A 21,756-nucleotide genomic window follows, 5' to 3' on the forward strand; every position below is an offset into this window, starting at 1 on the left:
GACATGCGCAGAATCAAGTACCTAAAGCGCATGGAGCGAACCTGAAAGATCGCGACGCGCTTTAAGATCACGCGAAGTCACGCGAAATTGTTTGCCGGCTCAACTCTAGGGCGCAAAAGCGGGGCGGCAAGGCCTGAAAACATTATCTTTTTTTAATTACACATCGCAAATTGACGCTCCTAACTTGCCAAGCAGGGCCGGGGACCGCCGGCGATGCTTCCCATCGCGACGCGACGGAACTGGACGGCCCCGGAAGGTCGGAAGGCTGGCGGCGCGACCGCTTCCTTCCCTGGTAGGAGGATGCGCCGCTATGCGCGCTTCAACATCTCTCAAGACTGTAACTCTCGCTGCGGTCCTGATCGCCGCCCCGCTCGCTGGCGCCTATGCCGCGGGACACCGCAAGGGGGTCCTCGACGCAAGCGACCCGACCGATATGACCGGGCCGCGCGTGACCAGCCTGATCGAGCAGGTCCAGGGTGTGAACCAGGGCATCACCGACGCCCGGGAAGCGAACAACATCTCGGCCTCGGAGGCGCGGCAACTGCATATGCGCGCCGCGCATATCAGCCAGGCCGCCGAGCATGTCGCCGCTTCGGACCATGGCAGGATCCCCGCCGCGCAATACCATGACCTGTTGCGGAGGCTCGACAATGTCGACCAGAGGCTGAGGAACGACACCGGCAGCGGCTTCATGATGGGCGACGGCTCCGACGGCGGGAATTATCCGAACGGCTGACCTTAAGGGACTACCTGGCGCCCGCGGGACCTGGCTCCGAGGGCGTCCTTTTGGCTCAAAGGCCGAGCAGGAGCGCGACGATGGCGAGCGCCGCCGGCACCGTCTGGATGAGGAGGATCTTGCGGCCGACGGTCGCCGCGCCGTAGAGGCCGGCAACAGTGACGCAGAGCAGGAAGAACATCTTGATCTGGAAACCGCCCGCGCCAAGATAGAGCCCCCAGATCAGGCCCGCGGCGAGAAAGCCGTTGTACAGCCCCTGGTTGGCGGCAAGCACTTTCGAGGCGCTGGCAAATTCCGGCGTCAGCTTGAACGCCTTGTGGCCGCGCGGCGTGTCCCACAGCGCCATCTCCAGATAGACGATATAGCAATGGATCAGCGCCACCAGCCCGACCAGGATATTGCCGATCATTGTCCCCTCCAGAAGTTTGTTCGCGGCATTGATCACGCAGCAGCAGCACATGGCAAGACGGCTGATCCGATCCCGGCCGATCAGGGTTGCCAAGCTCGATGCCTTGGTATCTTTTCGCGCCAGCCAACTCGCAGCCAGGTATATCCCATGTCCTTTCAAAAACTCGACGAACTCGGCCACAAGCTCGAAGCGCTGGAACATGCCTTAGCCATCCTCGGCGCCGACGAGGCGACGCAAATGGCGGTCGGCGGCGGCGAGAAGCGCGCCGAGGCGATGTCCTCGCTTGCCGGCATGCTGCACCGCCAGGCCACGGCGCCGGAGATCGGCGACTGGATCGCCGCCGCCGAAGCCGAGCCGCTGAGTGAGGAGCAGCGGGCGGCGGTGCGGGAATTGCGCCGGCAATTCACCAACCTCACCTGCCTGCCGGTCGAATTCGTCGAGCGGCAGACGGTGGCGCGCATGCGTTCCGAGCAGCTCTGGCGCGACCTGCGCGCCAAGAACGACTGGGCGGGCTTCCTGCCGGCGCTGGAAGGCGTCGTCGCCCTGGTGCGCGAGGAAGCCGCCTTGCGCGCCGACGTGCTTGGCCTTGCCCCCTATGACGCGCTGATGGAGCAGTACGACCCAGGCAACCGCGCCGCCGACATCACGCCCGTGTTCGCCGAGCTGAAGGCCTTTCTCAAGGACTTCCTGCCGCGCGCGCTGGCTGTGCAGGACGCGCGGCTGGCCAAGCATCCGCTGAAGCCGCTCTCCGGCAGCTATGCCATCGACAGGCAGCGCGAGCTCGGCCTTGCCATGATGGCGTCCGTCGGCTTCGACCTCACGCATGGTTCGCTGTCGGTGTCGCACCATCCCTTCTGCGGCGGCGTGCCGACCGATGTTCGCATCACCACCCGCTACAAGACCTCCGATTTCCTGTCGGCGCTGATGGGCGTGCTGCACGAGACCGGCCATGCGCTCTACGAGCAGAACCTGCCGAAAGCCTGGTCGCACTGGCCGCTCGGCAGGGCGCGCGGCATGGCCGTGCATGAGAGCCAGAGCCTGTTCGTCGAAAAGCAGATCGGCCGCAATCCGGCCTTCTGGCGTTGGGCGCTGCCGGTGGTCGAAAAACATCTCGGCGAAGCCTGGTCGCTCGACGACATCCTGCCGCATGTCCACCATGTCGAGCGCGGCCTGATCCGCGTCGACGCCGACGAGGTTACCTACCCGCTGCATATCATCCTGCGCTACGAGCTCGAACAGGAGCTCGTATCCGGCAGGCTGGAGGTCGCCGACCTGCCCGAGGCATGGGACGCCAAGATGCGCGACTATCTCGGCCTCGCGACCATCGACAACCCGGCCGACGGACCGATGCAGGACGTGCATTGGCCGGGCGCCGCTTTCGGCTATTTCCCTTCCTACACGCTGGGCGCCATGATGGCGGCGCAGCAATGGGCGGCCTTGACCAGGGAGCACCCGTCCGCCGACGAGGATCTCGCCAAGGGCGATTTCAGCGTCATGAACGGATGGCGGCGTGACAGGATCTGGTCGCGGGGTTCGCACTGGTCGACGCCCGAACTGCTGGAGCGCGCCACCGGCGAGAAGCTCAACGCCGCTTATTTCACCGAGCACCTGCAAAGGCGGTACGGCAACTGACGCGTCCATCGACGGTTGCGAGCCAGACGCGCAAAACATGCTCGGCCGGGGCTTTACTTTGGCGGGAAAGACTCTGACAAAGAACCTCTTTGCGTCAACGGGCTTGGATTGTTGGTGGGTAGCAGTCTTCGCGGAGGCAGGTCTTTGCGCTGCCTCTTGCTCTTTTTGGTCTTGTTGGCCGGCCTGGTCTCGCGAGCTGGCGCGGATGAGATCGTCCGCAAGGGCCCTGCGCCGGACTGGATCAAGACGGTCGATATCCCGTCGGCCGATCCGGCGCGCGCCGACCGGATCAAGAACGGCATTTCATGGCTGCTGGCGGACGAGCAGATCATCCATCGCGATCACGGCTACGACGACTATTCGCGCTCGGTCTACAGAATAGTCGACCGCCCCGGCCTGGAGCGGGGCGCCGGCATCGACCTGCAGTTCGATCCCTCGCGCCACAGGGTCACGCTCAATCATCTGCGCATCATCCGCGACGGCCAGGTGCTGGACCGGTTGGCCGACGTCAAATTCGACATTTTCTGGCAGGAGAAGGACGCCGAAAAAGGCGTCTATGACGGCTGGCTGACCGCTCACGTCAACATCGACGACGTGCGTGTCGGCGATATCGTCGACTATGGCGAGACTTATGAGACCACGCCGCTCATCGGCAAGGATCTGTTCTTCGATACTTTCTCGACCGAATGGGACGAGCCGGTCGGGTTGATCCGCACCAGCGTTATCTGGCCGGCCGCGCAGCCATTGGCGATCAAGCCGCGCGGCACCGGGGTCAAACCCGTCGTCACCGCCTCAGGATCGGACACTGTCTATCTCTGGGAGATCGCCAATCCGAAGCCGATCAAGGTCGAGGAGAACCTGCCGGCGGAGTTTCCCCCATGGGGCTCGATCGACGTCTCCTCGACCGCCAGCTGGCAGAGCGTGGTCGATGCCGTCCAGCCTTATTACAAGCCGGCGACCACCTTTCCCGCCGCTTTCGCGGCCAAGCTGGACGAGATCGCGGCGAAGCATCCGCAGCCCGAGGATCGCCTGATCCAGGCGATGCGTCTCGTCCAGGACGAGATCCGCTATGTCAGCCTCTCGATGGGTTCCGGCTCCTACATTCCGCGCGATCCGGCGACGGTCATCCAGAGCGGCTTCGGCGATTGCAAGGACAAGGCTCTGCTGCTGGCTTCGGCGCTTCAGCGGCTGGGTATCCCGGCGCAGGTGGCGCTGGCCGACCTCGACAAGGGGCGGGCGCTGGACCAGCGTCTGCCGGCAATACGCGCTTTCGACCATGCCATCGTCAAGGCAACGATCGGCACAAAGACCTATTGGCTCGACGCCACCAATTACCTGCAGGGCGGCGATGCCGGCGACTTCTGGCAACCGGACTACGGCTTTGCCCTGCCGCTGTTCGGCAACGGCCAACTGGAGAAGATGCCCAGTCCGCAGCTGACCGGCCCGTCGATCAAGGTCGCCGAGGACTTTTCCTTTCCCGACCAGCCCGGCGGCCATCTGACGCTGGCGGTGTTTTCGACCTATGAGGGCGCCGAAGCCGACGACATGCGCAGCAGCCTCGCCAGCCGGTCGCTGAGCGACCTGTCGGACTCCTACCTGAAATATTACAGCAAGCGTTATCCTGGCATCCAGAGCGCGGCCAAGCTCGAGATCTTCGACAATCGCGACGGCAACATCATCAATGTGCGGGAGAGCTACCAATTGCCGGCGCAGGCGCTGGCCGCCAACGACCTCGCCAAGAATTTTCCGATCAGGGCGGCCGATCTCGGCACCGACCTGCCGACACCGACCATGGTGGACCGCGTCGGTCCGATCGCGCTGGGAGCGCCGGTCTATCGCAGCCACGCCATAACGGTAAGCAATCTGAAGGCAAGGTTTTCCGGCGAGGAGATGAAGAATGTCACGACGCCCTATCTCTCGCTGAAATCGTCGTGGAACAACACGCCGACCACCTTCGAGGTCAAGTGGGACTTCCACACACTGGCGAGTGAGGTTCCGGCCAAGGCGATCGGCGACTATTTGAAGTCGGTCAAGGACGTCGGCGACAACACCGACTGGTCCTTCAACTTTGCCTATCAGGATGCGCCCGAAGATCCAGCGCCCGTCGCCGCCCCCGACAGATCCAAACAGCAGGTCATTGGCGGGTTGCTGCTGGTCTCGGTTTTTGTAGGCATCCCGCTTTTCATGGCCTTCCGGCGCTGGTAGCCGCGCGGCGCGATGCTTGCCCGCGAAGGGCGCTCGAGCCCCCGCGATACCGTCATTCCGCAGCGCCCTTGAAAGCGCTGGCGCCGGTTTCGAACTGCAGCTTGGCGAGCCGCGCGTAAATACCGCCCTTGGCGACCAGGCTCTGATGCGTGCCTTCCTCTCCGATGCGGCCGCCTTCCATGACGAGGATGCGGTCGGCTTTGAGCACCGTCGCCAGCCGGTGCGCGATGACGATGGTGGTGCGGCCGCGCATCAGCCTCTCAAGCGCCGTCTGCACCAGCGTCTCGCTCTCGGCATCGAGCGCCGAGGTCGCTTCGTCGAGCAAAAGGATCGGCGCGTCGCGCAGGATGGCGCGGGCAATCGCGATGCGCTGGCGCTGGCCGCCCGACAGCGTCACGCCGCGCTCGCCGACCTGGCTGTCGTAGCCCTTGTCGAGCCTGGCGATGAACTCGTCGGCAAGGGCCGCCTTGGCCGCGGCCTCGATGTCGGCATCGCTGGCGCCTCGCCTGCCGAAGCCGATATTGTCGCGGACGCTGGCGGCGAAGATGGTGACGTCCTGCGGCACGATCGCGATGCGTTGGCGGACGGCGGCCGGATCAGCCTCGCGCACGTCGACGCCGTCGATGACGATGCGGCCGCTCTCGGGATCGTAGAAGCGCAGGATCAGCGAGAAGACGGTGCTTTTTCCCGCGCCCGAGGGCCCGACGATCGCCACCGTCTCGCCGGGCTTCACCTGGAAGCTGAGGCCATGCACGGCGGCTCGATCCGGCCGCGCCGGATAGGAGAAGGAAACGTCGTCGAAGCTGATCGCGCCCCTGGCCGTGGCCGGCAAGGGAAGCGGATCGACCGGTGGCCGGATCGCCGGCGTCTCGGCCAGGATCTCCGTCAGCCGCTCTGCGGCGCCCGCAGCCTGCGACAGCTCGCTCCACACCTCCGACAGCGCGCCGAGCGCGCCGGCGGCAAACACCGAGTAGAGCAGGAACTGGCTGAGCGTGCCGGCCGACAGGGTGCCGGCAAGCACGTCGCGCGAGCCGAACCACAGCACCGCCACCACCGAGGAAAAGATCATGAAGATGGCGAAGAAGGTGAGGAAGGAGCGTGCGAACACCGAGGCCCGCGCCGCCTCAAAAGCGGCGTCGACGGCGCCTGCGAAGCGGCCGGTGACCAGCTTCTCGTTGGTGAAGGCCTGCAGCGTGCGCACCGCGCCGATCTGCTCGCTGGCATAGGCGGTGGCTTCGGCAAGCGTATCCTGCGCCATGCGCGACTTGCGCCGCACCGAGCGGCCGAAGGCGACCAGCGGCAGCACGATCAACGGGATGGCCGCGATCACCAGGCCCGAAAGCTTGGGGCTGGTGACGATCATCATCGCCACCGCGCCGAGGCCGAGGATGACATTGCGCAGCGCGACCGAGGCGGTGGCGCCGACCGCCGACTTCACCTGAGTGGTGTCGGCGGCAAGCCTCGACACGATCTCGCCCGAATGCGAGCGATCGAAAAACGCCGGCGACAGTGTCGTGACATGGGAAAAAACGTCGCGGCGTATGTCGGCGACGACCCGTTCGCCGAGCGTGATGACGAAATAGTAGCGGCTGGCCGAGGCCGCCGCCAGCAAAGCCGCCATCAGAACAAGCGCCGCGAAATACTCCGCGATGAAGGTGGAGCCCGCAGCCTGGAAACCGTGATCGATCATGCGCCGCACGGCCATCGGCAAGGCGAGCGTCGTCACTGCCGCCACGATCAGCGAGATGATGGCGCCGATGGCGAGCTTCCGGTAGCACGTAACGTAGGGGAAAAGGCTTCTGAGCGGCCGGACCGAGCGCCTGCGCTCGTCTCCACTGACACCGATATCCGCCATGAGCGTTTCCTCTGGCCGCCAGCTGGTCATGCGCTTCAATATGCGCCTGCCACGGCCTTGTGATTCAATTCCGGCTGATGTATAGGCTCGCCGACCGATTTAGAAGCCGTGGCTTTTCATTAGCTGCGGCTTCGAGTTTTAAAAAGGGGCGCATCGACGCAGGCCATAGGCCCGTCACCGGCGCCGGCAAGCCAGGAACACGACAATGAAGGCCGATATCCATCCCGATTACCACACCATCAAGGTCGTCATGACCGATGGCACCGAGTACCAGACCCGTTCGACCTGGGGCAAGGAAGGCGATACGATGAACCTCGACATCGACCCGACCACGCATCCGGCCTGGACCGGCGGTCACCAGACCCTGCTCGACCGCGGCGGCCGCCTGTCGAAGTTCAAGAAGCGTTTTGAGGGTTTCGGCCTCTAAGCCTGCATCCGCTTTGTCGCAGATCAAAAACCCGCCTCGATGCGGGTTTTTTGTTGGCCGCAAATTTCTTCTCCCCGTAAACGGGGAGAAGGTGCCCGAAGGGCGGATGAGGGGCAGCGCCAGCCTCCACGATTGGCTAAAGAATTCAGTGACAGTGCACCTTTTAAGGCGCCTAATATCATAGGCTTGCGCCGCCCCCTCACCTGCCTGCCGGCATCCTCTCCCCGCATAGTGACGGGAAGAGGGTGCTCTGGCCGGCGATTTCGTCAAGCCCCCTATTCGCCCACCAACTCCCTCAGCGCCATAGCCTTGTAGGCCGCGACCAGCCTGTCGCCCTCTTCGCGATCGACGGAGATCGCCAGCCGCATGGCGGCCTCGCCCATCTGCCAGACCAGGAACGCGATCGTCTCCAGCTCGACTGGATCAGCGGCCGGCCGCAGCCGCTTGAGCACCGCGACCAAGAATTCGGCATTGGCCCGGCTGTCGGCCAGCTCGAGTTCGCGCAGCGCCTTGTCGGCCTGCGTGCCCGACCAGATGTCGCGCATCACCGGCTCGGCCAGGAACAGCCGGTAATAGATGTCGACCAGCTCCGAAAACGCCTGCTTCAATCCTTCGGCATCGCCGACATCCTTCAGTGCCTCCGAGATGCAGGCCTGGCTTTCGGCGGTGTAGCGTTCGGCCAGCGCCCAGACGATCGCCCGCTTGTCCGGGAAGAACTGATAGAGCGAGCCGATCGACACCTCTGCCCGCTCCGCCACCTCGCCCATGCGCATGGCATCGCTGCCTTGCTCGGCAATCAGCGCCGAGGCCGCCGCAAGCATGCGCTCGACCCGCTCGCGGCTGCGCTGCTGGCTCGGCGACCGGCGCGGCGAAGCGACGGCGGCCTGGTCCGGCTTCGCGGTGACTTTTTCATCCATGGCTGTCTCCGGGCGATTTTTCGAAATCTGGCTTGACTCCAAAAATACGAGGGTTTATCACGTTTTGCAAATGTGAGGGTTTATCACATTTAGAAATCAACCCAGAACCCGACACCTGGAGTAACTGAGATGATGAAACTTCTTCCCACCCTCACCTTCATCGCAGCCATTGGCGCGGGCGTCGTTGGCGGCGTGTTCTTCGCCTTTTCCAATTTCGTCATGGCGGCGCTTGCCCGGCTGCCCGTACCAAGCGGCATCGCGGCCATGAACTCGATCAGCATTACGGTGATCACGCCGACCTTCATGACGGCGCTGTTCGGCACCGGCCTCATCTGCCTGGTGCTCATCGCTGCAGCTCTCTTCGGCTGGAGCCAGTCAGGTTCCTACTGGCTGCTTGCCGGCGCCGTGATCTATTTCGTCGGCAACCCGATCGTGACCATGGTCTTCAACGTCCCGCTAAACGATGCGCTGGCCGCCGTCGATCCGGCAAGCGCCAATGGCGCCGCCGTGTGGACGAACTATCTGAGCGAATGGGTGATGTGGAACCATGTGCGCACCATCACCGCCATCGTGGCGATGGCCTGCTTCATCATGGCACTGATTTGAAAGGCGCTTCGCACGCGAAGCTGCGTTCGGATTCAGGGCAGAGCCTCGCCTGAATATCAACGCAGCTAGGCGGGGTCCTTTGTATGGCCCTTGCGATCGGCATGGCCGAGGTCGCGCTCCGGATCGATGACGTCGCGCACCAGTTGCTTGAGCCTTGCCGCGTCCGGAAAGCCGCCATCGCGCTTGCGGTCCCAGACAAGCACGTCGTTGCAGGCAATGGTGAAGATGCCACCGGTGCCCGGCACCAGCGTCACCTCGCCGAGATCGGTGCCGAAGGTCGAGAGCAGTTCCTGCGCCATCCAGCCTGCACGCAACAGCCACAGGCATTGCGTGCAGTAGGTGATGCGGATGGTCGGAAGCGGCTTCTCGTTCATGCCGGATTGAGTCCTGATCTCATCTCAGGCCGGTCAGGCCGCGCTGAGCTTGGCCATGGTCTCGTCGTCGACCTCGAAATTGGCGTAGACGCTCTGCACGTCGTCGTCATCCTCGAGTGTGGCGACCAGCTTCATCAGCGACTGCGCCCGCTCTTCGTCGACCGGGACGTTGTTCTGCGGCTGCCAGATCGGCTTCACCGACTCCGCTTCGCCGAGCGCGGCTTCCAGCGATTTCGACACGTCGCCGAGGTTTTCGAAGCTGCAATAGATGGTGTGGCCATCCTCGTCCGACTCGACGTCGTCGGCGCCGGCCTCGATCGCGGCTTCCATGACCTTGTCGGCGCTGCCGGCCGAGGCCGGGTAGTAGATTTCGCCGGCGCGGTTCCACATGAAGGACACCGAGCCGGTTTCGCCGAGCGCACCGCCGGCCTTGGTGAAGGCGGCCCGCACATTGGAGGCCGAGCGGTTGCGGTTGTCGGTCAGCGCCTCGACGATCAGCGCCACGCCGCCGGGGCCGTAGCCCTCGTAGCGCACCGCTTCGTAGCTCTCGGCATCGCCCATCGACGCCTTGTTGATGGCGCGCTGGATGTTGTCCTTCGGCATCGACACCGCCTTGGCGTTCTGCACAGCGAGGCGCAGGCGCGGGTTCATCGATACATCGGGCGTCCCGCTCTTGGCGGCGACGGTGATTTCGCGCGCCAGCTTGGAAAACATTTTCGACCGCACCGCGTCCTGGCGGCCCTTGCGGTGCATGATGTTCTTAAATTGCGAATGGCCAGCCATGGCACCCCTGTCGTGTTCGGCTAGAGCATTACGGAGGACGTGGGACCACCTCGCCATCCGCAAATGCTCGAATTCAATTTCAGAACGTCCCGGGCATGCCTGCGAAGGCACGCGGCGCTCTTTATCGGAATGGCCGGCTTATAGATAAATCGGCTCAATTCGTCCAGCCGCGCCGTCGCATCGGCGCCGAAGAGGATCGTTCATCCTTCCAGATCGGACTTCAGCCGGTCGAGGATGCTGATCGCGTGGCCGGCATATTGGCTGATCCAGCGATCGTGGATCTGCCTGATCGGCAAGGCATTGAGATGGTTCCAGCGCTCACGCCCCTCGCGCTTCGCAATCACCAGGTCGGCCTCCTCCAGCACCTTCAGATGCATCATCACGGTGCAGCGGTCCATGTCCGGGAAGGACTCGCACAGCGCGCCGGTGGTCTGGGGCTGGTCCTTCAGGCGATCCAGCAGTTCGCGCCGACGCGGATGCGCCAAGGCCTTGAAAACATGGTCGTCCGCGGTTTGGCTTGACATGTTATGTTTATATAACATATTGTTTGGGCTAGCAAGGAAGGAGCTGTGGATATGTCCTTTGGATTCAAGATTTCCGGACGCATCGGCAAACCCGTTGCCGAGGTCTTCGACGCGGTAACCAATCCGACGAAGCTCAGCGGCTATTTCACGACCATCGGCGGCGCCTCGGCGCCGCTGGTCGCGGGCACGACCGTCACGTGGTGGAAGATGGTGCCTGTCGAGGTCGACGAGGTGACCAAGGACAAGCGCATCGTGCTGCGCTGGGACGCGACCGATGCACAGGGCAAGCCCGCCTACAAGACCCGTATCGAGATGAATTTCGAGCCGCTGGAGGATGGCGGCACCTTCGTCACCATCGAAGAGACAGGCTGGCAAGAAGGCGAGGTCGGCCTGAAGAAATCCTACCTCAACTGCGAGGGCTGGTCGCAGATGCTTGCCTGCATGAAGGCCTATCTCGAATACGGCATCAACCTGCGCGACGGCTATTACCGCAGCGAATTGCGCGGCGAGCCGGCCAATGAGAGCAACATCTGAGCCCCAATATCAAGCTGTGGAGGTCGCCCGATGCCGAAAGCAACGCCGTTCCTGATGTTTGAGGGAAAGGCCGAGGAGGCCATGACCCTCTATTGCGCAACCATCCCGGAGAGCGATGTCATCGACATCACGCGTTACGGCTCGGGCGAGGACGGGCCGGAAGGAATGCTCAAGCTGGCGCGCGCCTCGATCGGCGGCGTCGAGGTCAGGATCTACAACAGTCCAGTGCACCACGCCTTCACCTTCACGCCGTCCTTCTCGTTCTTCGTCGACTGCTCTTCCGGACCGGAACTGGAGCGGATCGTCGACGTTCTTTCCAAGGACGGCGGCTTCCTGATGCCGCTTGGCAATTACGGCTTCAGCCAGCGTTTCGCCTGGCTCAACGACCGCTTCGGCGTTTCCTGGCAGATCAACCTGCCGTGACCCATTTCCAGGAGGATTCCCGTGGAACTTAAACAAGCCCCGACGGCCGAGACTGCCATGCTGATCCGGCGGCCTGTCGCCGACGTTTTCGAGGCGATCGTCGATCCAGGCGTCACCACGAAATTCTGGTTCACGCATTCAACCGGTCGGCTGGATGGCGGCAAGCCGGTCGAATGGGAGTGGCGCATGTATGGCGTCTCGACCAAGGTCGAGGTCAGCGAGATGTTTCCCAACGAAAGGATCGTCATGCAGTGGAGCGACCCGCCGACCACGGTGGTCTGGACCTTCACCAAGATGCCCGGCGATACGACCTTCCTCGAAGTCCGCAATTTCGGCTTCGCCGGCTCCGGCGACGAGCAGGTCAATCAGGCGGTGGAATCCACGGGCGGCTTCTCGCTGGTGCTGGCCGGAGCCAAGGCATGGCTGGAACAGGGCCTGACGCTCGGCCTGATCGGCGACCGTCACCCGAAGGGCATTTCAGCTTAGCGGCGCGCTGGTGCCGCCGCGACCTAGTGCCCGCCGCCCGATCCCTGCTTCTTGCGATGCCGCGCCAGCATGTTGAGGCTCTCCACCAGAGCGGAAAAACCCATGGCGGCGTAGATGTAGCCCTTGGGCACGTGGTAGCCCATGCCGTCGGCGATCAGCGTCATGCCGATCATCAGCAGGAAGCCCAGCGCCAGCATGACGATGCTGGGGTTCCTGGCGATGAAATTGGCGAGCGGCGTCGCCGCCAGCATCATCGCGCTCACCGCCACGATCACCGCGATATACATGATGGCGATCTCGTCGGTCATGCCGACGGCAGTGATGATGGAATCGATCGAGAAGACCAGGTCGAGCAAAAGGATCTGGAAGATCGCGCCGGCAAGGCTCATCTGCAGCGTGCCGCCGACCATCGTGTCCTGATGGTCCTGCGGGTCGACCGTATGGTGGATTTCCTTGGTTGCCTTCCAGACCAGGAACAGGCCGCCGGCTATCAGGATCAGGTCGCGCCAGGAAAAGCCGTGGCCGAGGGCGGTGAACACTGGCGCCGTCAGCTGCACGATGATCGAGATCGTGGCGAGCAGGATGAGGCGCATGATCAGTGCCGCCGAGATGCCCAGCCGGCGCGCGCGGGCGCGCTGCGCTTCCGGCAGCTTGTTGGTCAGGATCGAGATGAAGATCAGATTGTCGATGCCGAGCACGATCTCGAGCACCACCAGGGTCAAAAGGGCTACCCATGCGGTCGGATCGGAAACAAAGGCAAAGTGCGGCGCCAGGAACTCGATGAGCTGCATGAAGGTCGTCCCCTCTACGATCCAAAGAAATTCCAGGAAAAGTGTGCGACGGTTTTCCGTCCGGAATTTCGTAAAAACAAATAGTTAGAGCGGTTCGGCGGTTTCATGAAAACGCCGAGCCGCTCTGTGCAGTTTTCGCGGGTTTCGTCGCCAGTTAGGTACTGACCTCGCTCATATCAATGTCACGACCAGAAGGACGGCGCCGTTTCCTCGAGCCGCGGCCCGCGACGAAACGGCGCGATCTTCTCGGCCAGCCCGGTGCGGTCTGAGATAGTGACGCCGACGCCGCACAAGGTCGCCGGTCCGTTCGCCGCTTCGAAGCGGCCCTTCGGCACCTTCGACAGGAAGCGGTTGAGCGGCTCTTCCTTGTCCATGCCGAGCGAGGAATCATAGTCGCCGCACATGCCGGCATCCGAAATATAGGCGGTGCCGCCATTGAGAATCTGATGGTCGGCGGTCGGCTGATGCGTGTGCGTGCCGACCACGAGGCTGGCGCGGCCATCGACGAAATGCGCGAAGCACATTTTCTCCGAGGTTGCCTCGGCATGGAAATCGACGACGGCCGCATCGGCCTGCTCGCCAAGCGGACAAGCGGCCAGCTCCCGCTCGCCGGCCTGGAACGGATCGTCGAGCTCGGGATGCATGAAGACGCGGCCCATGATGTTGGCGACCAGCACGCGCGCGCCGTTGCGGGCAATGTAGACGCCCGAACCACGTCCCGGCGTGCCCTTGGGAAAATTCGAAGGCCGCAGGAAGCGCTCCTCGCGCGGCGCGAAGATCAGCGCGTCGCGCTGGTCCCAGACATGGTTGCCGGTGGTGACGACGTCCGCGCCCGCCGCGATCGTCTCGCGAAAGATCTCTTCGGTGATGCCGAAGCCGCCGGCGGCATTCTCGCCATTGACGATGACGAAGTCGAGCTTGAAGTCGGAAATCAGCCCGGGCAGCTGCTCCCAAACCGCCGTGCGTCCCGTCTTGCCAACCATGTCGCCGAGGAAGAGAAGTCTCATGCGGCGCTGCGTGTTCCGAGGGCCCGCGATACCGTTTCCGGCTCCTCGGCGATGACGCGCAAATAGGCCTGCGCTGCTTGATCCGGCTCGGTCCTGCCTTGCTCCCAGTCTCTAAGCGTGCCGAGCGGAATGAGGTAGCGGCCGGAAAACTCTTCCTGAGTAAGATGCAAGGCACGACGGATGACTTTGACGCGCGTAACAGGTGTCAGCCGGTCTACGCTCACGGGAGGATTGTCGGCATCAGCCACAGCGCCAGCCTCGGCCTCGGCATCGCTCATGGCGCGCAACCGATCCCAGTCGGTTTCAGATTCGTGCTTCGTCATATGCTTTCTGCTCATGGCGTGTCGCCTTCCTGGCGGAGATCAGTCTTATTCGGTCGCCACGCTCGGTGTAAACTACTGTCAGCACCACGCCATTGACGATACCTATGCCGACGAATCGCTCTTCCTCATAAACCATGGAGCGGTCGACGTAGTGCAGCGCGTGAATGTCATCGAACAGGCGCCTGGCATCGGAAAATGCCACGCCATGCTTTGCAACATTACCGGCTGCTTTCTCATCGTCCCATTCGAATTCAAGCATGCCAGACCTACTGGAATTCAGTAGTATCGGCCGGATAGGCACGCGCGTCAAGCGATGAACCGGCGCAACCCACCGGTCCGGCTCTAACGCCGCCCGAAGGTGCCGCGCTGTTGATGCGGCTGCCCCGCGCTTGCGACGCGAACAGGTGAAGGCGTCATCGGCGGCGCGTTGCGTCCGCGCAGCCAGAAGAACCAGATGTAGAACACGGTGAACCCGCCGGTAACGGCAAGCAGCAGCAGCCCGCCGCTCCAGCCTTTCATGGCAGCGGTATCGAGGTTCGATGGATCGGCGGGGTCGTAGTAGAATTCCACCTTGTCGCCTTTGGACGCTTTGTAGAGACCGATGTCCTTACCCTTGCCGGACCATGTCATCGGCGCGTCGTTGGCGACATAGGCGACGGCGACATCGATGCCGTCCGTTATGAGACCGTTCGCATGCGTTTCGCTGTAGGAACTGACATCCGTTACGGTGGCGACCGTCTGATGCCAGGCGATCTGGTGATGCAGGGACGTTGCGATGATGTGCAGTGCCATCGCAAACAGCGTCACCGCGATCAGGACGAAAGGCATCAGCATATAGCGCGCAAGGACAAACACCATGACCACCGTGGGCTCGGACTATATTGCAGGAATGTTATCCGACGTGTCTTTGAAACGCGTTAAGCGGATCGCGATGGTTCAAATGCATGTTGCCCAAAGTGGGCGGCGGTTCTGGGGGAACCAACAGGCATCAAACAAGGACGTAAAGCGCGTCGACTGAACCCGTTTCAGCGCGACGCGCTTTTAAGCGATATCGAAGCGGCGCAACCCGCTCTCGGTCAGTATTTCCGCAATGATGACATCATGGTCTTCGTTCGGCACCAGCGGCACTTCCTGGCAGTCGAAGGCGATGCCGATCAGTCTCGGCGTGATGCCTTTGTCGGCAAGCCTGGCGATCGCCCGGTCGTAATAGCCGGCGCCATAGCCGATGCGGTGGCCGCGGGCATCGAAGGCGGCAAGCGGCACCAGCATGAGCGTTGGGTCGAGCACTTCCGCCTCGGGATGCGGGCCGACCGTGCCGAACCCCATTTCGACCATCGGCGCGCCCCGCACCAGTTCGCGAAAGACGATCGTGGTCTTGTCGAGGATTGCCGGCAGGCAGAGCCTGGCGCCCTTCTCGCGCAATGCGAACATCAGCGGCCGCACATCGACCTCCGAGCGCATCGGCCAGAAGCCCGAGACGATCCGGCCAGGCTCGAAGTCGATTTTCTCCTTCGCGGTCTCGGCCATTTCGAGCGCGATCTCGACACGCCAGAATTCGTCGAGCGCATCGCGGCGCGCCAGCGCATCCTTGCGAAGCTGTTTTTTCAGGTCTTTTGAAGAGGTCATGCTGCGACGCTAGAAAAGGTCAGGGTTCAACGGCATTGCAGTAACGACGTTTTCTAGCGCAAGTCTCCCAAAATCGGGAGAGTGACGATCCACACAACCGGTGGAGAGGTCGATCCCGGGTGCCTACAAAGTAGGTGGGCGCCGTGTGAGAAAACCCACGGGTCTTCCCAGGGACAGCTCCCTAAGGATCGATAAGGCCCCGGGGAAAAGTGTCTCCTGCCGGGAAGCGCAGACCGCCGAGAGCAAATATAGGCCGATGGTTAGCCGAGCGCCAGTGAAAGGGCACGGCGCACAGCGTTATTCGTACCCTCGACATCTCGGCCTTGCGCGCTCCGGGCGGCCTCCTTACGGTCGCCGCAAAACGGCCAGGAGAAAAAATGCGTTTCGAAGGCACCGCGGCCTATGTCGCCGACAAGGATCTTATGGTCGCGGTCAACGCCGCGATCGCGCTGGAGCGACCCTTGCTGGTCAAGGGCGAACCCGGCACCGGCAAGACCGAGCTCGCCCGCCAGGTGGCGGCGGCACTCGGGCTGGATTTCATCGAATGGAACGTCAAGTCCACCACGAAAGCGCAGCAGGGCCTTTACGAGTATGACGCGGTCTCGCGGCTGCGCGACAGCCAGCTCGGCGACGAGCGCTTCAACGACATCGCTAATTACATCAAGCGCGGCAAGCTGTGGGATGCTTTCGCGGCGGGCAAGAAGGTCGTGCTCCTGATCGACGAGATCGACAAGGCCGACATCGAGTTCCCGAACGACCTCCTGCAGGAGCTCGACCGGATGGAGTTCTTCGTCTACGAGACCGGCGAAACGATCCGCGCCGAATTCAGGCCGATCGTCATCGTCACCTCGAACAATGAGAAGGAATTGCCCGACGCCTTCCTGCGCCGCTGCTTCTTCCACTATATCCGCTTCCCCGACATCGACACGCTGCACCGGATCGTCGAGGTGCACTATCCCGGCATCAAGCAAAGCCTGGTGCGGGCAGCACTGACCCAGTTCTACGAGATCCGCGACGTGCCGGGCCTGAAGAAGAAGCCGTCGACCTCCGAGGCGCTCGACTGGATCCGCCTCTTGGTCGCCGACGACATCACGCCTGACGATTTGCGCGCCGACGCCAAGAACATGCTGCCCAAGCTGCACGGTGCGCTGCTGAAGAACGAGCAGGACGTGCATTTGTTCGAGCGGCTGGCCTTCATGGCCAGACGGCAGGGCTAGGTCCGCAGCAATAGCGCTTTCCCGTCTGTGGACCGTTGCCGGTAAGCGGCCTCTGCCGCAGCTTCCGGTCAACCCGTTGGAGGAAAAATGTCCGAGATCACCATCCGCCCGCTCGCGCAGTCCGACCACGCTGACTGGCGCCGCCTGTGGACCGACTATCTGACCTTCTACGAGACGAAGCTGCCGGAAGAGGTCTACACGATCACCTGGAAGCGGCTGTTCACAGCCGGCGAGTTCGAGCCAAAGGGTTTCATTGCCACGCTCGACGGCAAGGCTGTCGGCCTCACCCACTACCTCTACCACCGCTCCGGCTGGTCCGAAAAAAACAACTGCTACCTGCAGGACCTGTTCGCCGACCCTGAGGTGCGCGGCAAAGGCGTGGGCGCGGCGCTGATCAAGGCCGTGCAGGATGAAGCAGGCAAGATCGGGGTGAAAAACGTATACTGGATGACGCACGAGACCAACGCCGCCGCGCGCCGGCTCTACGATCATGTCGCGCGCCGCACGGGCTTCATCGAGTACGATCTGCTGTAATCATGATCAGCAGTTGAAATGGTCGGGGTTGCGCAATATATTGCGCATATACGAGAAGTGCGATGCCGCTGATAGAAGCCAATACGCGCAAGATTGTTGCGAGGCTCCTGCACGAAGGTTGGTCGAATGTCGGCGGCGGCAAGCATGAAAAGTATGAGCATCCGGAAAGGCCGGAAGTCATGATCATCGAGCCCCGTCATCACGAACAGTCTCCGGGCGTAGCGCGCTCGATCGCTCGACTTGCCGGATGGATTTGAGGACGATCCACATGACGCATTATGTCGGAATACTCGACGGAGCCGACGATGTCTGGGGCGTGCGGGTGCCTGATCTTCCCGGCTGCCACGGCGGCGGGGCAAATCCCGAGGAAGCGATCGCCGACGCGACGTCGGCCATGCGTGAATGGGCTGCAGCCCGGATAGCAAAGCAACTGCCGATGCCCGCCCCTCGCACAATGACGCAATTGCTGCGCTCGGGCGAGATCGACAGCACCGCCGGCGAATCCGCGGTGATGATCCCCGTGCTGATCGATTCAGGAAGACCTGTCCGAGCCAATCTGTCCCTCGATGCGGGTCTGTTGGCAGCAATAGATGAAGAAGCCGGCCGTCGCGGCCTTACCCGCTCCGCGTTCATTGCAAGCGCGGCACGCGAGAAGATCGAAGGGCACCGATAGCAATCCAGCTATGTTCATCCCCTTCTTCCTCGAACTGAAGGCCGCGCGGGTTCCCGTATCGCTGCGGGAATATCTGTCGCTGCTGGAAGGCTTGGAAGCCGGGCTCGTCGACTATGACGTCGAGGGTTTTTACTACCTCGCCCGCGCCGCCCTGGTGAAGGACGAGCGCCACATCGACCGCTTCGACCAGGTGTTCGCGCATGTTTTCAAGGGCATCGAGGCGCTTGGCGGCCCGGATGCCGTCGATGTCGCCAACATTCCCGAGGAATGGCTGCGCCGGCTTGCCGAAAAGCACTTGACCGACGAAGAGAAAAAGCTGGTCGAGGCTCTTGGCGGCTTCGACAAGCTGATGGAGACCTTGAAGAAGCGGCTGGAGGAACAGAAGGGCCGGCATCAGGGCGGCTCGAAATGGATCGGCACCGGCGGCACCTCGCCCTTCGGCGCCTATGGCTATAACCCGGAAGGCGTGCGCATCGGGCAAGCTGAAAACCGGCATCGCCGCGCGATAAAAGTCTGGGACAAGCGCGAGTTCAAGAACTTCGACGATACCGTCGAACTCGGCACGCGCAACATCAAGGTGGCGCTGAAGCGGCTGCGGCGCTGGGTGCGCGAAGGCGCCGAGGAAGAGTTCGATCTGCCGGGCACCATCCACGCCACCGCCGAGCACGGCTATCTCGACGTGAAAACCCGGCCCGAACGGCGCAACGCGGTAAAACTTCTGATGTTCTTCGACGTCGGCGGATCGATGGACGACCATATCCGCGGCGTCGAGGAACTGTTCTCGGCCGCGCGCGCCGAGTTCCGGCAGCTCGAATATTTCTACTTCCACAACTGCCTCTACGAGCGCGTCTGGAAGGACAATCGCCGCCGGCTCGCCGAGACGATCCCGACCTTCGACCTCATCCACAAATACGGGCCCGACTACAAGGTGATCGTCGTCGGCGATGCCTCGATGAGCCCTTACGAGATCGCGCACGCCGGCGGCTCGGTCGAGCACTGGAATCCCGAGGCCGGCAGCGTCTGGCTGACGCGCTTGTTGCAGCAATGGCCGAATGCGATCTGGCTCAACCCTGAAAGCCAGAAGAGCTGGAGTTACACCCATTCGATCCAGTTGATCGGCGAGATATTCGGCGGCCGCATGTTCCCGCTGACATTGGCCGGGCTGGAAGCGGCGACCAGGCAACTTTCTCGGAAACATTGATCTGCTGGCTGGGAGACCGGGATTCAGGCGAGGCCGGCCTGACCTGAATATGGCCGTAACAAATGCCTATGTTTGTGCGAATATGGATTGCAAGCAACAACGAGCCGCCAAGGCCGAGGAGATTTTATGGACACCCACGCCTATCCCGTCACCCGCACCGACGCCGAATGGCGCGCCCGGCTGACGCCGGAGCAGTATGCCGTGATGCGCAACCACGGCACAGAGCGTCCCGGCAGCTGCGCCCTGCTCTATGAGAAGCGCGCCGGCACTTTCTTTTGCGTCGGCTGCGACCAGCCGCTGTTCGAATCCAAGCTGAAGTTCGAGAGCGGCACCGGCTGGCCGAGCTTCAACGATCCGCTTCCCGGCTCGGTCGAAAACACGGTCGACCGCAGCTACGGCATGGTCCGCACCGAATGCCATTGCTCGCGCTGTGGCAGCCATCTCGGCCATGTCTTCGAGGACGGCCCGCCGCCGACCGGCCTGCGCTATTGCATCAACGGCGTTGCGCTGCGCTTCGAGCCCTTGGCCTGACCCATCCCGCATGACTTCGCAAGGGGCGGCCTCGGCCGCCCTTTTTCATGCGGGCTCAGAACATGATGCCGAAAAGTGCGAAGCGGTTTTCGGGGCGACATCATGCTCTATCTCTTTGATTTAGGCGATGGCCGTCGCGATCAGCCAGAGCGCCGAGCCCAGCATCATCAGTTGCGCCTTGAGACCGCCTGTCTTCTCGGCCGTCCGCCAGACGGCAATCGTCAGGAAGATGCTGTAGGGCACCGGCAGGAAATGTAGCGCCAGCACCAGCCAGAGCGGCAGCTTCAGTCCAAGCAGGATCAGCGCCAGCACCGAAGAGGCGATGCTCAAGATTGTCCCGACCAGCAGCATGTCGCGCCAGAACAGCCGGTCGACCGGAGCCTTCCCCAGCCAGCGCGCGCGGAAGAAGCCGCTTTCATGGCCGCCATCTCCAGGAGAAGGGCTGTCCATCAATCTGGCCTCACAAAACCGGATGCCAAGGTCTCGGAACCGTCGGCGAAACCGCAAAATCGGATGCCGAGGGTGCAGAAATCGGCCGCGAAAACGTGTACCATCACAGACCTGTGATCCACATCGCATTCTGTCTTTTGCATGGCAGACACGGAGGATTCGGAATGGCCGATCACGTCTACAATGTTCTTTTTCTCTGCAACGCCAACTCGGCCCGCTCGATCCTGGGCGAAGCCATTCTCAACCGCATCGGTGCCGGCCGCTTCAAGGCTTATTCCGCCGGCGCGAACCCCAAGGGCACCGTCAACCCCCACGCGCTGCAACTGCTGGAAAGCCTGAACTACGACACATCCTTCGCCCGCTCGAAAGGCTGGGACGAATTTTCCGGACCGGATGCGCCGGAGATGAATTTCGTTTTCACCCTCTGCGACAGCGCGGCGAACGAAAGCTGCCCGGTCTGGCCCGGCCATCCGATGACGGCACTTTGGGCGGTGCCGGATCCTTCCAAGGCCGGCGGCAAAGACGCCGAACAGCATTTCGCCTTCGCTGACGCCTACCGCATGGTGAGCAATCGCATCGGCCTGTTCACGAACCTGCCGATACACACGCTCGATCGAATGGCGCTCCAGCAGCATCTCGAAGACATCGGTCGCGACCAGTCGCGCACGAACTGAATGCCACTCCCCCGCGTGGGCGAAGCCATCGAGTTTTACGGCCGGGCTTCCCCCAGCACGGCGAAAACGGCTTCTTCGAAGCGCGAACATTCCGTCACCAGCCAGTCGGCCATGGCCGGCCAGTTGTCCTCGGCAAAGCAGTTGACCCGCCATTGCGAATTGATGCCGAGATTCTGCGCGCTCTGTTCCGGCCTGAGCCTCAGCCTTGCCTCGATCGCCGGCTGAAACGGCCTTAGCCGCGTCCAGACGTCCGTGGCGCCAAGCTTCTCGTTGCGGCCGAAGAAGACGCCGACGACGTTCTCGCTGGGCGCGACATACATGGAAAGCACCAGGCCGTATTCGGGCATTCCGCGCTGCCAGAACCAAGGCCCGCGTCGTGCCAGCCTTGGCCTTTCCTCCGGATGCCGCTCGGCGAACAGCGCCCAGAAGCCGCGCTGGCGGAACTCCGACGCGCGACGGCCGCCGAAGTCGAATTCGCTCATGGCCGGCCTCCGGCCATGAGGCTTACGCCATGCCGAGAGCGGCCTTGTAGAGGTCCAGGATGGATTCCTCTTCCTGGCGCTCGGCCTGGTCCTTCTTGCGCAGCCGCACGATGGTGCGGATCGCCTTGGTGTCGAAACCGGTGCCCTTGGCTTCGCCATAGACATCCTTGATGTCGTCGGAGATCGTCTTCTTCTCTTCCTCGAGCCGCTCGATGCGCTCGATGATGGTGCGCAGCTGGCCGGCGGCTACAGTCTGGCTGGTCTCGGTGATTTCGTCGGCCATTTTTCTCTCCGCGTCTTCTGAAGCCATGGCGATTCCCGCCACGGCAAATTGGA

The 21,756-nt window shown here is 62.7% G+C and carries 31 protein-coding genes and 1 other RNA gene; 16 read left to right on the forward strand and 16 right to left on the reverse strand.

Annotated features, from left to right (window positions below):
* Window positions 1-310: 310 nt before the first annotated feature.
* Window positions 311-736 carry a hypothetical protein gene (locus tag RFM68_RS11125; protein ID WP_320232903.1) on the forward strand — a complete coding sequence of 142 codons (426 nt, stop codon included), beginning with the start codon at window positions 311-313 and terminating at the stop codon, window positions 734-736.
* A gap of 55 nt (window positions 737-791) precedes the next feature.
* Here RFM68_RS11125 and RFM68_RS11130 read toward each other — a convergent pair whose 3' ends face one another.
* The gene (locus tag RFM68_RS11130) at window positions 792-1,145 is read right to left on the reverse strand and encodes a DUF1304 domain-containing protein (RefSeq protein ID WP_320232904.1); all 354 of its coding nucleotides are present in this window, start codon (window positions 1,143-1,145) and stop codon (window positions 792-794) included.
* A gap of 147 nt (window positions 1,146-1,292) precedes the next feature.
* Here RFM68_RS11130 and RFM68_RS11135 point away from each other — a divergent pair, with 147 nt between their 5' ends.
* Complete coding sequence (locus tag RFM68_RS11135) at window positions 1,293-2,777, forward strand: carboxypeptidase M32 (protein WP_320232905.1); 1,485 nt, start codon at window positions 1,293-1,295, stop codon at window positions 2,775-2,777.
* Window positions 2,778-2,933: 156 nt separating this feature from the next.
* The gene (locus RFM68_RS11140; RefSeq protein WP_320232908.1) at window positions 2,934-4,982 is read left to right on the forward strand and encodes a DUF3857 domain-containing transglutaminase family protein; all 2,049 of its coding nucleotides are present in this window, start codon (window positions 2,934-2,936) and stop codon (window positions 4,980-4,982) included.
* A gap of 52 nt (window positions 4,983-5,034) precedes the next feature.
* On the opposite strand, the gene RFM68_RS11145 is transcribed toward RFM68_RS11140, so the two are convergent.
* Window positions 5,035-6,837 carry an ABC transporter transmembrane domain-containing protein gene (locus RFM68_RS11145; protein WP_320232910.1) on the reverse strand — a complete coding sequence of 601 codons (1,803 nt, stop codon included), beginning with the start codon at window positions 6,835-6,837 and terminating at the stop codon, window positions 5,035-5,037.
* 205 nt (window positions 6,838-7,042) lie between these two features.
* On the opposite strand from RFM68_RS11145, the gene rpmE reads away from it, so the two are divergent.
* Entirely contained in the window at window positions 7,043-7,264 is a 222-nt protein-coding gene (gene rpmE / locus RFM68_RS11150) for a 50S ribosomal protein L31 (RefSeq protein ID WP_320232912.1), read from the forward strand.
* 275 nt (window positions 7,265-7,539) lie between these two features.
* Here rpmE and RFM68_RS11155 read toward each other — a convergent pair whose 3' ends face one another.
* On the reverse strand, window positions 7,540-8,181 hold the full coding sequence (locus RFM68_RS11155) for a TetR/AcrR family transcriptional regulator (protein WP_320232914.1): 642 nt from the start codon (window positions 8,179-8,181) through the stop codon (window positions 7,540-7,542).
* A 129-nt stretch (window positions 8,182-8,310) separates the two neighbouring features.
* Here RFM68_RS11155 and RFM68_RS11160 point away from each other — a divergent pair, with 129 nt between their 5' ends.
* On the forward strand, window positions 8,311-8,787 hold the full coding sequence (locus tag RFM68_RS11160) for an anthrone oxygenase family protein (protein ID WP_320232916.1): 477 nt from the start codon (window positions 8,311-8,313) through the stop codon (window positions 8,785-8,787).
* 65 nt (window positions 8,788-8,852) lie between these two features.
* Here RFM68_RS11160 and RFM68_RS11165 read toward each other — a convergent pair whose 3' ends face one another.
* The 3 genes from RFM68_RS11165 to RFM68_RS11175 all read right to left on the reverse strand — a co-directional run bounded on the left by RFM68_RS11165 (window position 8,853) and on the right by RFM68_RS11175 (window position 10,468).
* Complete coding sequence (locus RFM68_RS11165; protein ID WP_320232918.1) at window positions 8,853-9,161, reverse strand: Rdx family protein; 309 nt, start codon at window positions 9,159-9,161, stop codon at window positions 8,853-8,855.
* Between the two features lie 33 nt (window positions 9,162-9,194).
* A complete protein-coding gene (locus tag RFM68_RS11170; protein WP_320232920.1) occupies window positions 9,195-9,944 on the reverse strand; it encodes a YebC/PmpR family DNA-binding transcriptional regulator in 750 nt (249 codons plus the stop codon).
* A gap of 200 nt (window positions 9,945-10,144) precedes the next feature.
* A complete protein-coding gene (locus RFM68_RS11175; protein WP_320232921.1) occupies window positions 10,145-10,468 on the reverse strand; it encodes an ArsR/SmtB family transcription factor in 324 nt (107 codons plus the stop codon).
* Window positions 10,469-10,519: 51 nt separating this feature from the next.
* On the opposite strand from RFM68_RS11175, the gene RFM68_RS11180 reads away from it, so the two are divergent.
* Genes RFM68_RS11180 through RFM68_RS11190 form a run of 3 tightly spaced genes read left to right on the forward strand, consistent with a single transcriptional unit; the run spans window position 10,520 to window position 11,911 of the window.
* Window positions 10,520-11,002: an SRPBCC domain-containing protein gene (locus RFM68_RS11180; protein WP_320232923.1), complete on the forward strand. Its 483-nt coding sequence runs from the start codon at window positions 10,520-10,522 to the stop codon at window positions 11,000-11,002.
* A gap of 30 nt (window positions 11,003-11,032) precedes the next feature.
* On the forward strand, window positions 11,033-11,425 hold the full coding sequence (locus RFM68_RS11185; protein ID WP_320232925.1) for a VOC family protein: 393 nt from the start codon (window positions 11,033-11,035) through the stop codon (window positions 11,423-11,425).
* A gap of 57 nt (window positions 11,426-11,482) precedes the next feature.
* Window positions 11,483-11,911 carry an SRPBCC family protein gene (locus tag RFM68_RS11190; protein WP_430694845.1) on the forward strand — a complete coding sequence of 143 codons (429 nt, stop codon included), beginning with the start codon at window positions 11,483-11,485 and terminating at the stop codon, window positions 11,909-11,911.
* A 23-nt stretch (window positions 11,912-11,934) separates the two neighbouring features.
* Here the strand turns inward: RFM68_RS11190 and RFM68_RS11195 are convergent, their stop codons facing one another.
* The 5 genes from RFM68_RS11195 to RFM68_RS11215 form a co-directional block, all read right to left on the reverse strand.
* The gene (locus tag RFM68_RS11195) at window positions 11,935-12,702 is read right to left on the reverse strand and encodes a TerC family protein (RefSeq protein ID WP_320232929.1); all 768 of its coding nucleotides are present in this window, start codon (window positions 12,700-12,702) and stop codon (window positions 11,935-11,937) included.
* Window positions 12,703-12,884: 182 nt separating this feature from the next.
* The gene (locus RFM68_RS11200) at window positions 12,885-13,709 is read right to left on the reverse strand and encodes a TIGR00282 family metallophosphoesterase (RefSeq protein ID WP_320232931.1); all 825 of its coding nucleotides are present in this window, start codon (window positions 13,707-13,709) and stop codon (window positions 12,885-12,887) included.
* On the reverse strand, window positions 13,706-14,032 hold the full coding sequence (locus RFM68_RS11205) for a helix-turn-helix domain-containing protein (RefSeq protein ID WP_320232933.1): 327 nt from the start codon (window positions 14,030-14,032) through the stop codon (window positions 13,706-13,708). Before RFM68_RS11205 ends, RFM68_RS11200 begins: the two co-directional genes overlap by 4 nt.
* Complete coding sequence (locus RFM68_RS11210; protein ID WP_320232935.1) at window positions 14,013-14,291, reverse strand: BrnT family toxin; 279 nt, start codon at window positions 14,289-14,291, stop codon at window positions 14,013-14,015. The genes RFM68_RS11205 and RFM68_RS11210 overlap by 20 nt, the downstream gene beginning before the upstream one ends.
* An 83-nt stretch (window positions 14,292-14,374) precedes the next feature.
* Window positions 14,375-14,890, reverse strand: a complete 516-nt coding sequence (locus RFM68_RS11215; protein WP_320232937.1) for a DUF3592 domain-containing protein — start codon at window positions 14,888-14,890, stop codon at window positions 14,375-14,377.
* On the opposite strand from RFM68_RS11215, the gene RFM68_RS11220 reads away from it, so the two are divergent.
* Window positions 14,889-15,050, forward strand: coding sequence for a hypothetical protein (locus RFM68_RS11220; RefSeq protein WP_320232939.1), 162 nt, complete (start codon window positions 14,889-14,891; stop codon window positions 15,048-15,050). The two genes, RFM68_RS11215 and RFM68_RS11220, sit on opposite strands and share 2 nt — an antisense overlap.
* A 23-nt stretch (window positions 15,051-15,073) precedes the next feature.
* Here the strand turns inward: RFM68_RS11220 and RFM68_RS11225 are convergent, their stop codons facing one another.
* Together RFM68_RS11225 and ssrS are read right to left on the reverse strand one after the other, a co-directional pair.
* Entirely contained in the window at window positions 15,074-15,658 is a 585-nt protein-coding gene (locus RFM68_RS11225) for a 5-formyltetrahydrofolate cyclo-ligase (RefSeq protein WP_320232941.1), read from the reverse strand.
* Window positions 15,659-15,740: 82 nt separating this feature from the next.
* Window positions 15,741-15,896, reverse strand: a non-coding RNA gene (ssrS, locus tag RFM68_RS11230) — 6S RNA.
* Window positions 15,897-16,035: 139 nt separating this feature from the next.
* On the opposite strand from ssrS, the gene RFM68_RS11235 reads away from it, so the two are divergent.
* The 6 genes from RFM68_RS11235 to msrB all read left to right on the forward strand — a co-directional run bounded on the left by RFM68_RS11235 (window position 16,036) and on the right by msrB (window position 19,814).
* Window positions 16,036-16,875: an AAA family ATPase gene (locus tag RFM68_RS11235; RefSeq protein ID WP_320232943.1), complete on the forward strand. Its 840-nt coding sequence runs from the start codon at window positions 16,036-16,038 to the stop codon at window positions 16,873-16,875.
* 87 nt (window positions 16,876-16,962) lie between these two features.
* Window positions 16,963-17,409 (forward strand): GNAT family N-acetyltransferase, encoded by a 447-nt coding sequence (locus RFM68_RS11240; protein WP_320232945.1) that lies wholly within the window; start codon window positions 16,963-16,965, stop codon window positions 17,407-17,409.
* 62 nt (window positions 17,410-17,471) lie between these two features.
* The gene (locus RFM68_RS11245) at window positions 17,472-17,666 is read left to right on the forward strand and encodes a type II toxin-antitoxin system HicA family toxin (protein WP_320232947.1); all 195 of its coding nucleotides are present in this window, start codon (window positions 17,472-17,474) and stop codon (window positions 17,664-17,666) included.
* An 11-nt stretch (window positions 17,667-17,677) separates the two neighbouring features.
* The gene (locus RFM68_RS11250) at window positions 17,678-18,082 is read left to right on the forward strand and encodes a type II toxin-antitoxin system HicB family antitoxin (RefSeq protein WP_320232949.1); all 405 of its coding nucleotides are present in this window, start codon (window positions 17,678-17,680) and stop codon (window positions 18,080-18,082) included.
* Window positions 18,083-18,092: 10 nt separating this feature from the next.
* Window positions 18,093-19,283 carry a vWA domain-containing protein gene (locus RFM68_RS11255; protein WP_320232951.1) on the forward strand — a complete coding sequence of 397 codons (1,191 nt, stop codon included), beginning with the start codon at window positions 18,093-18,095 and terminating at the stop codon, window positions 19,281-19,283.
* 126 nt (window positions 19,284-19,409) lie between these two features.
* The gene (msrB, locus tag RFM68_RS11260; protein WP_320232953.1) at window positions 19,410-19,814 is read left to right on the forward strand and encodes a peptide-methionine (R)-S-oxide reductase MsrB; all 405 of its coding nucleotides are present in this window, start codon (window positions 19,410-19,412) and stop codon (window positions 19,812-19,814) included.
* 120 nt (window positions 19,815-19,934) lie between these two features.
* On the opposite strand, the gene RFM68_RS11265 is transcribed toward msrB, so the two are convergent.
* Window positions 19,935-20,264, reverse strand: a complete 330-nt coding sequence (locus tag RFM68_RS11265) for a hypothetical protein (RefSeq protein WP_320232955.1) — start codon at window positions 20,262-20,264, stop codon at window positions 19,935-19,937.
* Between the two features lie 164 nt (window positions 20,265-20,428).
* Here RFM68_RS11265 and RFM68_RS11270 point away from each other — a divergent pair, with 164 nt between their 5' ends.
* Window positions 20,429-20,938, forward strand: a complete 510-nt coding sequence (locus RFM68_RS11270; RefSeq protein ID WP_320232957.1) for an arsenate reductase ArsC — start codon at window positions 20,429-20,431, stop codon at window positions 20,936-20,938.
* A 35-nt stretch (window positions 20,939-20,973) separates the two neighbouring features.
* Here RFM68_RS11270 and RFM68_RS11275 read toward each other — a convergent pair whose 3' ends face one another.
* Window positions 20,974-21,420 carry a hypothetical protein gene (locus RFM68_RS11275; protein WP_320232959.1) on the reverse strand — a complete coding sequence of 149 codons (447 nt, stop codon included), beginning with the start codon at window positions 21,418-21,420 and terminating at the stop codon, window positions 20,974-20,976.
* 22 nt (window positions 21,421-21,442) lie between these two features.
* The gene (locus RFM68_RS11280) at window positions 21,443-21,703 is read right to left on the reverse strand and encodes a DUF2312 domain-containing protein (RefSeq protein ID WP_320232961.1); all 261 of its coding nucleotides are present in this window, start codon (window positions 21,701-21,703) and stop codon (window positions 21,443-21,445) included.
* Window positions 21,704-21,756 lie beyond the last annotated feature (53 nt).

The organism is Mesorhizobium montanum (genome assembly GCF_033977145.1).
In the GTDB taxonomy this organism is placed as follows: domain Bacteria; phylum Pseudomonadota; class Alphaproteobacteria; order Rhizobiales; family Rhizobiaceae; genus Mesorhizobium; species Mesorhizobium montanum.